This is a genomic window from Streptomyces sp. NPDC048172 (assembly GCF_043202595.1).
GTDB lineage: Bacteria > Actinomycetota > Actinomycetes > Streptomycetales > Streptomycetaceae > Streptomyces.
Map to the genome: position 1 here is coordinate 876,190 of NZ_JBIDAT010000004.1, position 12,082 is coordinate 888,271.

Annotated in this window: 14 protein-coding genes; 7 read left to right on the forward strand and 7 right to left on the reverse strand. The window is 73.4% G+C overall.

Going from position 1 to position 12,082, the window contains the following annotated elements; translation table 11 throughout:
• Positions 1-8 precede the first annotated feature (8 nt).
• On the reverse strand, positions 9-614 hold the full coding sequence (locus tag ACGF3A_RS21625; RefSeq protein WP_393731835.1) for a TetR/AcrR family transcriptional regulator: 606 nt from the start codon (positions 612-614) through the stop codon (positions 9-11).
• Between the two features lie 147 nt (positions 615-761).
• Here ACGF3A_RS21625 and ACGF3A_RS21630 point away from each other — a divergent pair, with 147 nt between their 5' ends.
• From ACGF3A_RS21630 to ACGF3A_RS21640, 3 genes are all read left to right on the forward strand, one after another.
• Positions 762-983 (forward strand): hypothetical protein, encoded by a 222-nt coding sequence (locus tag ACGF3A_RS21630; RefSeq protein WP_393731836.1) that lies wholly within the window; start codon positions 762-764, stop codon positions 981-983.
• Between the two features lie 89 nt (positions 984-1,072).
• A complete protein-coding gene (gene yaaA / locus ACGF3A_RS21635) occupies positions 1,073-1,861 on the forward strand; it encodes a peroxide stress protein YaaA (protein ID WP_393731837.1) in 789 nt (262 codons plus the stop codon).
• A gap of 83 nt (positions 1,862-1,944) precedes the next feature.
• Entirely contained in the window at positions 1,945-2,274 is a 330-nt protein-coding gene (locus ACGF3A_RS21640; RefSeq protein ID WP_393731838.1) for a nuclear transport factor 2 family protein, read from the forward strand.
• Positions 2,275-2,280: 6 nt separating this feature from the next.
• On the opposite strand, the gene ACGF3A_RS21645 is transcribed toward ACGF3A_RS21640, so the two are convergent.
• Positions 2,281-2,904 carry a hypothetical protein gene (locus ACGF3A_RS21645; RefSeq protein ID WP_393731839.1) on the reverse strand — a complete coding sequence of 208 codons (624 nt, stop codon included), beginning with the start codon at positions 2,902-2,904 and terminating at the stop codon, positions 2,281-2,283.
• A 92-nt stretch (positions 2,905-2,996) separates the two neighbouring features.
• On the opposite strand from ACGF3A_RS21645, the gene eda reads away from it, so the two are divergent.
• Together eda and ACGF3A_RS21655 are read left to right on the forward strand one after the other, a co-directional pair.
• A complete protein-coding gene (gene eda / locus ACGF3A_RS21650) occupies positions 2,997-3,620 on the forward strand; it encodes a bifunctional 4-hydroxy-2-oxoglutarate aldolase/2-dehydro-3-deoxy-phosphogluconate aldolase (protein WP_393731840.1) in 624 nt (207 codons plus the stop codon).
• A 23-nt stretch (positions 3,621-3,643) separates the two neighbouring features.
• Positions 3,644-4,192 carry a hypothetical protein gene (locus ACGF3A_RS21655; RefSeq protein WP_393731841.1) on the forward strand — a complete coding sequence of 183 codons (549 nt, stop codon included), beginning with the start codon at positions 3,644-3,646 and terminating at the stop codon, positions 4,190-4,192.
• A 365-nt stretch (positions 4,193-4,557) separates the two neighbouring features.
• Here ACGF3A_RS21655 and ACGF3A_RS21660 read toward each other — a convergent pair whose 3' ends face one another.
• The 4 genes from ACGF3A_RS21660 to ACGF3A_RS21675 form a co-directional block, all read right to left on the reverse strand.
• On the reverse strand, positions 4,558-5,727 hold the full coding sequence (locus ACGF3A_RS21660) for a bifunctional RNase H/acid phosphatase (protein ID WP_393731842.1): 1,170 nt from the start codon (positions 5,725-5,727) through the stop codon (positions 4,558-4,560).
• Entirely contained in the window at positions 5,724-6,467 is a 744-nt protein-coding gene (locus ACGF3A_RS21665; RefSeq protein WP_393731921.1) for a zinc ribbon domain-containing protein, read from the reverse strand. Before ACGF3A_RS21665 ends, ACGF3A_RS21660 begins: the two co-directional genes overlap by 4 nt.
• Positions 6,464-7,363: a Nif3-like dinuclear metal center hexameric protein gene (locus ACGF3A_RS21670; RefSeq protein ID WP_393731843.1), complete on the reverse strand. Its 900-nt coding sequence runs from the start codon at positions 7,361-7,363 to the stop codon at positions 6,464-6,466. Before ACGF3A_RS21670 ends, ACGF3A_RS21665 begins: the two co-directional genes overlap by 4 nt.
• A 561-nt stretch (positions 7,364-7,924) precedes the next feature.
• Entirely contained in the window at positions 7,925-8,980 is a 1,056-nt protein-coding gene (locus tag ACGF3A_RS21675) for an ABC transporter substrate-binding protein (RefSeq protein ID WP_393731922.1), read from the reverse strand.
• A 313-nt stretch (positions 8,981-9,293) separates the two neighbouring features.
• Between ACGF3A_RS21675 and ACGF3A_RS21680 the strand changes: the two genes are divergently transcribed.
• The gene (locus tag ACGF3A_RS21680) at positions 9,294-10,850 is read left to right on the forward strand and encodes a hypothetical protein (protein ID WP_393731844.1); all 1,557 of its coding nucleotides are present in this window, start codon (positions 9,294-9,296) and stop codon (positions 10,848-10,850) included.
• 92 nt (positions 10,851-10,942) lie between these two features.
• Positions 10,943-11,086: a hypothetical protein gene (locus tag ACGF3A_RS21685; RefSeq protein ID WP_393731845.1), complete on the forward strand. Its 144-nt coding sequence runs from the start codon at positions 10,943-10,945 to the stop codon at positions 11,084-11,086.
• Between the two features lie 85 nt (positions 11,087-11,171).
• On the opposite strand, the gene ACGF3A_RS21690 is transcribed toward ACGF3A_RS21685, so the two are convergent.
• On the reverse strand, positions 11,172-12,068 hold the full coding sequence (locus ACGF3A_RS21690; RefSeq protein ID WP_393731846.1) for a 3-oxoacyl-ACP reductase: 897 nt from the start codon (positions 12,066-12,068) through the stop codon (positions 11,172-11,174).
• Positions 12,069-12,082: the final 14 nt, after the last annotated feature.

The window sequence follows — 12,082 nt, forward strand, 5'->3', positions numbered from 1 at the left end:
GCTCCCGCTCAACCGCCGCCCAGGACCCGCTCGATCTGGTAGTCGAGCAGGGCCTCGGCGGCCTCGCGCGTGCGGTGGCCCAGGGCGAGGTCCACGCCGAGGCTGGTGGCCAGCGCCCAGCAGATGTCCGCGTCGAAACGGTCGACGCCGACAGGGGAAGCCGACGCCCCGCGCTCCTCGCGGGCCCCCGCGATCATCCCGGCGGTGAAGTCGAGCAGCGCCTCGTCGCCGGGCGCGAGCACCTTCGCCATCGCCGGGTCGGAGATCACCCGGCCCATCACCGCGACCGAGAAGCGCAGCAGCCGCACGCTCTCCTCGTCGGGCGCGACCATCGCGCGCAGGCAGGCGCGCAGCATGCCCTCCGCGCTCGTCGCGCCCTGCTCCGCGATGGTGGCCTCGATCTTCGCGTTGAGGGCCAGCACGGAACGGTCGAGGGCGTCGCGGACCAGCTCCTGCATCGAGCGGTAGTAGTGCTGCACCTGCCCCATCGACACCTCGGCCTCGGCCGCGACCCGGCGCAGCGTCACCCCTTCGAGGCCGTCGCGGACCGCCAGCGCCCATACGGCCTCGACCAGGCGTTTCCTGCGCGCCTCGTGATCCACGACCTTCGGCACGTCCGCAGTCCTTCCCCTCACGGCTCTCTTCGCAATGCGCTCGCATTGCTTCCTTCCCCCTCCCGCCTTTACGATGCAGGTGCATTGCGAAAGGTGCGAGGCGGCTCGGACAAGAGTGCCAGCCTCCCGGAACCGGAAGGGCACCCCGTGAAGTACGACCTCCTCCAGATCCTCGGCATGGTCCTGTTCGCCGTGGGCGCCCAGGGCGCGATCCGGCTGCTGATCGACTCCGGCGACACGGGGCTGCTCGGCCCGCTGCCCGGCGGCTTCGCCGCGGCCCTCGTGGTCTACGTACTGGTGGCAGCGGCGGCCGCCGTCCTCGCGGGCCGGGCCCACGACAGGGCGAAGGCGCTGGGGCGGCGGAAGTAGGGCACGGGGAAGCAGACCGTGGAGGGAGCGGGCCGCACGCGTAACCTGGCGTGCGCAGTTCCCACCTCGCGCGCCACCAAGGAGAATCCGTGCTCGTCCTCCTCCCCCCGTCCGAAGGGAAGTCCGCAGGCGGCAGGGGCAAGCCCCTCGATCTGACCGCGCTCTCCCTGCCCGAGCTGGGCGCCGCCCGCGCCACGGTGCTGGACGAGCTGGTGGCCCTCTGCTCGGGCGACGAGGACGACCGGGAGAAGGCCCGCGAGGTGCTCGGCCTCAGCGAGGGGCTGCGCGGCGAGGTCGGCAAGAACGCGGCGCTGCGCACGGCGCCCGCGCGCCCCGCCGGGGAGATCTACACCGGGGTGCTCTACGACGCGCTCGGCCTCGCCACCCTCTCCCCCGCCGCCAAGCGCCGGGCCGCGCGCTCACTGCTCGTCTTCTCCGCGCTGTGGGGCGCGGTGGGGATCAAGGACCGGATCCCCTCGTACCGCCTCTCCGGGGGCGTGAAGCTGCCGGGGACGGGCGCCCTGGGCACGTACTGGCGCGGACATCTGGACGCCGCGCTCCCCGAGGCAGCGGGCGGCGGGCTGGTGCTCGACCTGCGCTCGTCCGCGTACGCGGCGATGTGGAAGCCGAAGGGCGAGCTGGCGAAGCGTACGGCGACGGTGCGGGTCCTCCAGTCGAAGACGGTGAACGGGGTGGAGAAGCGCTCCGTCGTCAGCCACTTCAACAAGGCGACGAAGGGCCGCATCGTCCGCACGCTGCTGGAGGAGGGCGCCGCGCCGCGTACGCCCGCGGCGCTGGCGGCGACGCTGCGCGACCTCGGGTACGCGGTGGAGGAGCCGTCCGCGACGGGGCTCGACGTGATCGTCACGGAGTTGTGAGCACGGAGTTGTGAGGCCGTGCGGTCGGTGTGAGCCTGGAGACGTCTCGGGGACGCCGCAGCACCGCACCCAGGAGCCGCACCGTGAGCACCTCCGTCCTCCGCCCCTCCCACCCCGCCGTCCGCGCCTTCGTCACGGCCGTCAACGCGCACAACAGGGACGCGTTCCGCGCCGCGCTCACGCCGGACGCGACGATGTCCGACGACGGCTCGGAACGCGATCTGCACGACTGGACCGAGCGGGAGATCTTCTCCTCCAACGGCCAGATGGACGTCCAGTCCGAGTCCCCCGACGGCCTCTCCCTCACCGTGCTCTACAGCAACGACACCTGGGGCGCGATGCGCACCGCCTGGCGCTTCACGGTCGACGAGAGCACCGGCAGGGTCAGCCGCTTCGAGACGGGCCAGGCCTAGCTTCCACTACTCCTCGAACCACACCGTCAGCCGGACGCCCGCGTCCCCGTGCACCCCGGCGAGCGCGCGCATGACGTCCCACACCGGCCGCCAGGGGCCGTCGGCGGGCACGGCGTCGCGGCGCCGCTCCCGCTCGACGCGGAAGACGGTGGTACCGGTGTCCCACTCGGTGCCCTCGTCCCACAGTTCGCCGACGCGGTCGGGGGAGACGCTGAGCGTGTCGACGCCGCTGGCGCGGGCGAAGCCACGGCTCCAGTCGTCGCGGTGCGCCAGCTCCAGCACGCCGTCCGCCGTGCCGTCCGCGCGGCGCCGGTAGCGCGCCACGGTGGTCGCCCGGGGCAGCGCGGGCTCGTCCCAGTCGACGGCCAGCACCTCGTCCCAGCCCAGCCAGGTCGCGCCGAACGCCGCCGCGCCCCACGAGGCGTACGCCGTCCACGCGGCCTCCGAGGCGTCGGCGGGCAGCCCGCGCCCGGCGGCCACCGGGCGCCACAGCCCCTCGGAGCCGCGCACTCCGAAGAGACAGGCGAAGGCCGCGTAGTCGCGCGTGACGCCGAGCAGGGACAGGTCCACGGCGGCGTGCCAGGACTCCCCCGCGAGGCACTCCACGAATCCCCGGATGTCCGTTCCCACGCGAGGGATTGTGCCAGGCCGCCACCGGCACCCATTGCGACATACGCAACGCCCGTTGCGCAAGGCATGTCCGACCCGGCAGGATACGGAGCATGACCACCTCCGTGCTCGCCCTCGCCCCCGTCGTCCCCGTCGTCGTGATCGAGGACGCCGCGGACGCCGTACCGCTCGCGCGGGCGCTGGTCGACGGAGGGCTGCCCGCGATCGAGGTCACGCTGCGCACCCCCGCGGCCCCCGACGCGATCCGGGCCATCGCCGCCGAGGTGCCGGACGCGGTCGTCGGCGCCGGGACGGTGATCTCGCCGGAGGGCGTACGGACGGCCGCCGCGGCGGGCTCCCGGTTCCTGGTCAGCCCCGGCTGGACGGAGACGCTGCTGGGGGCCATGCGGGACTCGGGGCTGCCGTTCCTGCCCGGCGTCTCCACCACCTCGGAGGTCGTGGCGCTGCTGGAGCGGGGCGTGACGGAGATGAAGTTCTTCCCGGCCGAGGCCGCCGGTGGCACCCCCTACCTCAAGTCCCTCGCCTCGCCGCTCCCCCAGGCCCGGTTCTGCCCCACCGGCGGCATCGGCGCGGAGAACGCGCCCGCGTATCTCGCGCTGCCCAACGTCGCCTGCGTGGGCGGCACCTGGATGCTCCCGAAGGACGCGCTCGCGGAGCGCGACTGGGATCGTGTACGCCGTCTCGCCGCCGAGGCCAAGGCGCTGGGCGGGGCCTGATCGCCACCCGCTAGCGTGCCTCCATGGCAACTGATGAGACGGCGCGGCCAGTTGGTGTGATATGTCCGCGCTGCGGGGGTTCCGAGGCCCGTCCGGTCGCGGAGGCGCGGGGCGGCAAGGGCGCGTTCCGCAAAGAGCTGGGCACCCGGCTCCAGAAGAGCCCCGAGAAGTCCGGGGACGGCTGCCTCCACTTCATCGAGGGCATGGTCCTGACCGGCATGGGCGCCGCCCTCGCCTACACGGGCGTCGACCAGGAGAAGCCGCTCTATCTCGCGGGCGGCGTGGTACTGGCGCTGATCTGCTTCTTCGGCACGATCGCGGTCGTACGGGGCGACCGGCGCGAGAAGGACGCCGAGGAGGACGGGCTCGCCAAGGCCGACTGGCTCTGGGAGCCCGCCCATTACTGCTACGGCTGCGAGGGCGTCTTCTGCCCCGGCGGGACGCCCTGGCTGGGCGTGCTGGACACGGACCAGTTCAAGAAGATGGTCTGGACGGAGGCGGGCTACGGCGACCAACTCACCGACAAGTCCAAGAACGCCGAGGTCCCCCCAGGCACCTTGCCCTGGTACTAGCCCCGCACCCCTCCAGAGCCACGGGCCTGTGTCTGTTTTGCGGCTCCGCCGCGTGGGCGCGACCGGTCACAACACCTCGGGGCTTGCCCCTGCTCCCTAGGGGCGCGGGGAACTGCGCGACAAGCCCCGACGCGGGCGCGGCCCGCGAAGCACAGCCCGGGGCACCCCGGGCGCGGCTCTTGCACGCGGGGCACCCGGCGAAGTGGGCTGCGCTTGCCAACCCTGCGCCTTGCGCAGACTTCCCAAGCGCTGTGGGGCGGGGGGAGAAGCGCAGAGCTCCCAAGCACAGCGCAGCCGAGGGAGAAGCGCAGGCCTGGCAAGCACAGCGCAGCGGAGGGAGGAGCAGGGGTCTGCCTCGGCAGGGGTCAGCGCAGGTGGGCGGTGTCGTTGAGGAGGCGGAGGGAGGCGTTGCCGTCTGCGTAGTAGGCCACGGCCGACAGCGAAGCTGCAGACAGCTCCATGCGGAACAGCGACTCCGGCGGAGCCCCCAGCGCGAGCCGGACCAGGGTCTTGACCGGCGTCACATGCGTGACGAGCAGCACCGTACGGTTGGCGTAGCGCGCGAGGATCTTGTCGCGGGCCACCGCGACCCGGTGCGCGACCTCGGCGAACGACTCGCCGCCGCCCGTCGGACGCGCGTCCGGCGAGGCCAGCCACGCCGCCAGGTCCTCCGGATACCGCTCGCGCGCCTCGGCGAACGTCAGCCCCTCCCAGGCCCCGAAGTCCGTCTCGCGCAGCCCCTCGTCCGTACGGACGTCGAGGCCGAGGCGGGCGGCGACGGCGGCGGCCGTCTCCTGGCAGCGGCGCAGCGGCGAGGCCACGACCGCCTGCACGGTGCCGCGCTCGGCGAGAGAGGCGGCGACGGCCTCGGCCTGCTTGCGCCCGGCCGCAGAGAGCTCGGGGTCGGTGCCGGAGGCGCCGCTTCCGGAGAACCGCTTCTCGGGCGTGAGCGCCGTCTCGCCGTGCCGGAGCAGCACGAGGGTGGTGGGCGTGCCGAGATCGACGGCCCAGCCAGCGGTGGGTGCGGCGGGAGCGGGGGCCAACTGCTCGGGACCGGAGTCGGGTTCGTCCACCGGCGCGGCGTCCAGCTCAGCGGTGGAGGCCCCGCCTTCCCACTGCTTGCCCGCCTTGCCCGCGTCCATGGCCTCGTTCGCGAGCCGGTCCGCGTGCTTGTTCTTCTCGCGCGGGATCCACTCGTACGAGACGGCCCCGGGCGGGAAGATCCCCTTGGCCTCCGTCGCGAGCGGGCGCATGTCCGGGTGCTTGATCTTCCAGCGCCCGGACATCTGCTCGACGACCAGCTTGGAGTCCATGCGGACCCGCACGGTGGCGTCCGGGTCGAGCGCGTGCGCGGCGCGCAGCCCGGCGATCAGGCCCTTGTACTCGGCGACGTTGTTGGTGGCGTGGCCGATGTACTCGGCGGTCTCGTGCAGCGTGCCGCCGTCGGCGTCCATGACGACGGCCCCGTACCCGGCGGGCCCGGGGTTGCCGCGCGAACCACCGTCGGCCTCGACGATGAAAGTACGACCGCTCACAGGCCGGACTCCGGCGTACGGACGAGGATCCGGCGGCAGTTCTCGCAGCGGACGACCGTGTCGGCGGGGGCCTCGCGGACGTCGTTGAGCTCCGTGATGTTCAGCTCCAGGCGGCAGCCCTCGCAGCGGCGCTGGTAGAGCTTGGCGGCGCCGACGCCGCCCTCGCGCTCGCGGATCTTGTCGTAGAGCTTGAGGAGTTCGCCGGGGACGACGCCCGCGATCGTCTCGCGCTCGCGGCGGACGGACTCGGCCTCGCGGTCGATCTCCGCCAGCGCCTCGTCCCGGCGCGTGGTGGCGGCCCCGGCCTTGACGCCCACGGAGTCGACCCGCTCGGTCAGCTCGGCGGCGCGCTCCTGCGCGGACTCGCGGCGCTCCATGACCTCCAGGACCACGTCCTCCAGGTCGCCCTGGCGCTTGGCCAGCGAGGCGATCTCGCTCTGGAGGCTCTCCAGGTCCTTCGGGTTGGTGACGGCGCCGGAGTCGAGGCGCTTCTGGTCGCGCGCCGCGCGCTGGCGCACCTGGTCGACGTCCTGCTCCGCCTTGGTCTGCTCGCGGGCGGTGTCGCTCTCCTCGGTCTGGGCGGCCACCAGCAGGTCGCGCTGCTGCGCGAGGTCGGCCTCCAGCCGCGTGATCTCCTCGTGCTCCGGCAGGTTCTTGCGCTTGTGCGCGAGCTGCGTCAGGCGGGTGTCGAGGGCCTGGACGTCGAGAAGTCGGATCTGGTCGGCGGGCTCGGCGTTCAGTTGGGGGCTCCCGGGGTCATGTCGGTGTCGGAAAGGGAAGTCGAGGGGGTGGCGGCGGCCGGGGCGTGCGCGGTCCACGGGTCGGTGACCGTACGGGACACGTGGGTGCGCAGGTCCCAGCCGTTGCGCTCGGCGACGGCGTCGAGCTCGGCCGCCGCCTGCTCGCACCACGGCCACTCCGTGGCGTAGTGCGCGGCGTCCACGAGGGCCAGCGGGGAGTGCTCGCGGGCCTCGGAGGCGGGGTGGTGCCGCAGGTCGGCGGTGAGGTAGGCGTCGACGCCCGCAGCCCGTACGTCCGCGAAGAGGCTGTCGCCCGAGCCGCCGCACACGGCGACGGTGGAGATCCGCGCCTCCGGGTCCCCGGCGGCCCGTACGCCCTGTGCGGTGGCGGGCAGCCGGGACGCCGCGCGCTCGGCGAACTCCGCGAGCGTGAGCGGCTGGTCGAGCGCGCAGACACGGCCGAGGCCGCGCCGCCCCTCGGGGTCGGTGGCGTCCGGGACCAGGGGCCGCAGGACGCGCAGGCCCAGGGCGCCGGCGAGGGCGTCCGAGACGCCGGGGTCGGCGCGGTCGGCGTTGGTGTGCGCGACGAGCAGCGCGATGTCGTTCTTGATCAGCGTGTGGACGACGCGGCCCTTGAAGGTGTCGGCCGCGACGGTCGTGGTGCCCCGCAGATAGAGCGGGTGGTGCGTGACGAGGAGGTCGGCGCCGAGGGTCACGGCCTCGTCGGCGATCTCCTGGACGGGGTCGACGGCGAACAGGACGCGGCCGACGCGCGCCTCGGGGTTCGCGACGTCGCCGCAGACCGGGCCGACGGCGTCCCACGCCTCGGCGCTGGCGCGCGGCCACAGGGTGTCCAGGGCGGCGAGGACCTTGGGGAGCGTCGGCGTTTCGAGCACGTGGCAAGGCTACCTGGGCCGACCTGACTAAAGAGCTCGCCCCATAAGGGGCGCGAGGAACTGCGCGCCCAGCCCCGACGCGGGCGCGGCCCGCGAACCACAGCCCGGGGCACCCCGGACGCGGCTCTTGCACGCGGGGTGCCCCGCCAGGGGCGCGCCCGGTCACGACACCTCGGGGCTTGCCCCCTCAGGGGCGCGGGCCTGTGTTCGCTATGCGGCTCCGCCGCGCGGGCGCGACCGGTCACAACACATCGGGGCTTGCCCCCTCAGGGGAGCGGGGCTGTATCCATTTGCGGCTCCGCCGCGTGGGCGCGACCGGTCCAAGACTTTTGGGCTTGCCCACTCAGGGGCGCGGGGAACTGCGCGCCCAGCCCCCACGCGGCCGCAGCCCGCGAAGCACAGCCCGGGGCACCCCGAACCCGGCTCATTTGCCGGAGCACCCGGCGCAGGGGGCTGCGCTTGCCAACCCTGCGCCTTGCGCAGACTTCCCAAGCTTCGCGGAGGGAGGAGCAGGGGGCGGGGAGGTGTGGGGCGGGCGGGCCCCGGGCCCCGGGGGTGGGGTTACTTTGAGAGGTAGGTCTGGAGGTCGTCCAGGACTATGTTCGCGGCGGTGACGCCGAGGCCGAGGTACCAGGTCTCGTCGTCGACGTCCTTCGCCTGCCCGTCCTCGACAGCCCCCAGCTTCTTCCAGAGGGGACTGTCCTGCGCCTTGGCGCGATCCGTCTCCTTGGGATCGCCATAGGCACCGGTGAAGATCCAGTCCGCGTCGGCCTCATCCATCCGCTCGGGGCTGATCTCCGTCGCGAGGTCGTCGACCTGCTGGTTCTTGGGGCGGGGGACGCCGACGTCGTGAAGGATGGTGCCGATGAACGACGCCTTGGCGTAGAGCCGGATGGTGTCCGGCATGTAGCGGACCATGGAGACGGTCGGCTTGTTCTTCCCAAGGTCGTCGCCGAGCTTCGCCGCCTTCTTCTCGTACGCGCCCAGCTCGCTCTTCGCCCGCTTCGTACGGTCGAGGGCCGAGGCGTTCAGGAGGTAGTTCTCCTTCCAGGTGAAGCCGGGGCGGATGGAGAAGACGGTCGGCGCGATGGCCGAGAGCTGCTTGTACTTGTCGGCGGCGCGCAGCTGGCTGCCCAGGATCAGGTCGGGCTTGAGCGCGGCGATGGCCTCCAGGTTGAGGTTGTTGATCGTGCCGACGTTCTTCGGGTGGCCCGCCTTCTCCTTCAGGTAGGAGGGGATCCCGTTGTCGCCCTCGGTCGGCGCGAGGCCGACGGGCTTGAAGCCGAGCGAGACGGCGTTGTCGAACTCGCCGACGTCGAGGACGACGACGCGCTTGGGCTGTTCCTTGATCTCCGTCTTGCCCATGGCGTGGGTGACGGTGCGGGGCCACTCGCCCGCCTTCGCGTCCGTGCCGAAGGAGGCGGTCTTCTTCGCGGCGCCCGCGAAGTCCTCGCCGCCCTGGGCCACCTTCTCCTTGGCCTTGCCGCCCTTGCCGCCGGACCCGGCGTCGCCGTCCCCGCCGGAGGAACCGCAGGCCGTGAGGGCCAGCGCGGCGGCGAGCGGGAGGGCGACGGCTGCCGTCGCGCGCTGTCCGCGACGGCTCGGGCGTATCGACATGAAGGGCTCCGGGTGCAGAGAATGGTCCACTTAGGCGAACCTTACTTCACTTTTCAGCCAGCCCGGACGGTTACCCAGCGCGACGACGGGGAGCCTCCCGCCGTGCCCGTCGCGCACCGTTCCGCCGGCCGGACCCCGGGTTCCAGCCGGGCTCCGGTCCGGTTCCGGCCTCCCGGCCGCCGCGCGGCAGCACACCGGGGCCCCTGCGTCCCGCGATTCCGGGGGCCCGTCACCCGTACGCGTGAAGCGCTTCAACTCACGTTGTTCGTCTGCGAGTACGAGCCCTAGCTTCGTCACTGGAGGTGATCGTGGCATGACCGGCTGTGCCATGGATGACGGCTTCACGGTCGCGGCGGACGGTTCGTACGCGGCGCGGCTCAGCTCAGGGCCGGGTTCCGGCGGCGCCGCCTGGTTCCCGGAGCGCTGGACGCTGGAGGGCCCCGAGCCGTACGCCGTTCCGCTGCCCGGCGGGCAGCCCGAGGAGCCCGACAGTCAGGTGCTGCCGCTCGCCGACGGGCGCGTGCTGATCGCGCGCCGCTCCGGCGACCGGCAGCTGCTCGCGCTGCTCTACCCCTCGGGGGACGGCACGGGCGAGCTGGACCTGGGCGCCGTGGAGGCCGAGCGGCTCGCGCTGCTGCCGCCCGCGCCGTGCGGGACACGCGCTTACGGGACGGCGCCCGCGGCGGACGGGCGTTCGACCGGGATCTGGCTGCTCGCGGGCGGCTCCTCCGGCGGCCCGGAGCGCGTGGCGGTCGTGGACGGACGGTGCGCGGGCGGCGCCTGGCTGGACCGCGAGGGCCGCCTGCTGGCCGTGGACCGTACGGAGAGCGGGGAGGCGGGGCGCACCAAGACCGTCGTGGTCGACCTCGGCCGGGGTGGCGAGATCTCGCCGTTGCTCCAGATCACCGAGGAGAGCAACGACCGCCTGCTGCGGGCCGATCCGGACAGCGGGCTGCTGCTCGTGCGCTCGGACGCGCCGGGCGAGGACCGGCTGGGCTGGGGCGTGCTGGGCAGCCACCGGCCCGTCCGCTTCCCGGAGGTGCTGCACCCGGCGCAGGCGCGGCTCACGCCGTTCGCCGTGCAGCCCCGGCAGATGCTGCTGCCGGAGAGCTGCGCCGTCGCGCTGCGGGTGGACGCGGCGCAGGGCACGTGGCTGGCCGTGTGGCGGCCGGGGCTGCGGGAGTTGCGGCACCTCGCGGCGCCGCCGGGGTGGCTGGCGGGCAAGGGCCTGTGGACGGAGGACGGCGAGCTGCGCGTGCCGTACTCGACGCCGGGCACCCCGTGCGGCCTGGCCCGGCTGCGGGCCCCGCTGCCGGAGCCGGAGGGCGAGACGGCGCGGCACCCTGCGCCACCGGCCCCCGAACCGCGGCCGGGAGCGCAGCCCGAACCGCCGACGCCGCGCGAACCGACCGGAGGGGACCAGGCGCAGCCCGTACGCCAGGAGCCCACGCGGCAGGAGCCCGCGCCGCAGACGCCCGTACGCCCCGAGTCCGCCCCCCAAGAGCCCGCCTGGCACGAGCCCGTGCGCCCGGAGCCGCCCGGGGTGAAGCCCGAGGTTCCGCCCGCGCGGAGGCCCGATCCGCGGGCCGCCTTCGAGCGCGAGCGCGAGCCCGGGCCCGAGCCCCGGCCCGAGCCCGGGCCTCAGCGGGGCGGCGCGGTCTCCGACACTCCGTCCGACGTCACGTCTGTGCAACATCGCGGTCACGCCGCGAAGCCTTCCGCTTCCGGGTCCGTGCCGCCCCGTGCCGCCGCACAGCCCGCCGGGGGCGGCTTTTCCGCAGGCAGTACAGGGGTGTTCGGAGCGCTCGCCGATCCGGTGTCGAAACCCGTGCCTCTGCAGCAGGCTCCGCTCGCCAGCGGAACGGCGTGATCCGCGTCTCGAACCCCGTGATCGTAGATCCGTATCGTCGTTAAACTCCGCCGGGTACGACGGCAGCAAGAGATTCACGGAGTTACTTCGCGATGTCCGACACCCAGACCGAGACGCCCAGCGACGAGCAGACGGCCGGCCAGGGGACAGGGGGGAAGCACAGGGGGCAGGCAGCCGTCTCCGAGGAGAAGAAGGTGCCGGCACAGGGCCGCCACCGCCGCCAGACCAGCGACTGAGCAGCCCTGACCAGGCCGGTACCGAGGAATACGTACTGGGGCTCCCCTCCCTCCGGGGAAGGGAGCCTCACTCCTGCTCCTACGCCTACTCCTTCTTCAGGCCCAGCACCTCGCTCGCCGCGAAGCCCTCCTGGGGCGGGCGCTCCGCGAAGTACGGCGTGAGCACGCCGTCCAGCTCCTCCGCCGTGAAGAAGTCCTTGGCCGTGTCGAACTTCGCGGCCACGCGCGGGCGTTCCATCAGTACGACCGTCCCGCCATGGACGACGAAGAGCTGGCCCGTGATCCGTTCGGCCGCCGGTCCCGCGAGATAGCCGACCAGGGGCGCGACGTGCTCGGGGGCGAGCGGGTCGGGGCCTTCCTCGGGCGGGGCGAAGCCCTGGAAGACGTCCTCGGTCATCCGGGTGCGGGCGCGGGGGCAGATCGCGTTGGCCGTGACCCCGTACTTGGCGAGGGCCAGGGCCGTCGAGGTCGTCAGGCCGACGATGCCGCCCTTGGCCGCCGCGTAGTTGGGCTGGCCCGCGGAGCCCGCGAGGAAGGACTCCGAGGACGTGTTCACGATCCGCCCGTGCACCGGGCCGCCCTCGCTCTTGGACCGTTCGCGCCAGTGCGCGGCGGCGAAGCGGGTGGTGTTGAAGTGGCCCTTGAGGTGGACGCGGACGACGGAGTCCCACTCCTCCTCGCTCATCGAGAAGACCATGCGGTCGCGCAGGATGCCCGCGTTGTTGACCAGGACGTCGAGCGAGCCGTACGTGTCGAGGGCGAGCCGGACGAGCTGTTCGGCCTCGCCGAAGTCCGCGACGTCGCCGGCCCGGGCGAGGGCCTCGCCGCCCTCGGCGCGGATGGCCTCCGCCGTGGACTCGACCTCCGCGTCGAGGTCGTTGACGACGACGCGTGCGCCGAGGCGCCCCAACTCCAGGGCTTCCGCCCGGCCCAGTCCACGGGCCGCACCCGTGACGAGAGCGGTCTTGCCGTGCAGAGACATACGGATCCTCTCCG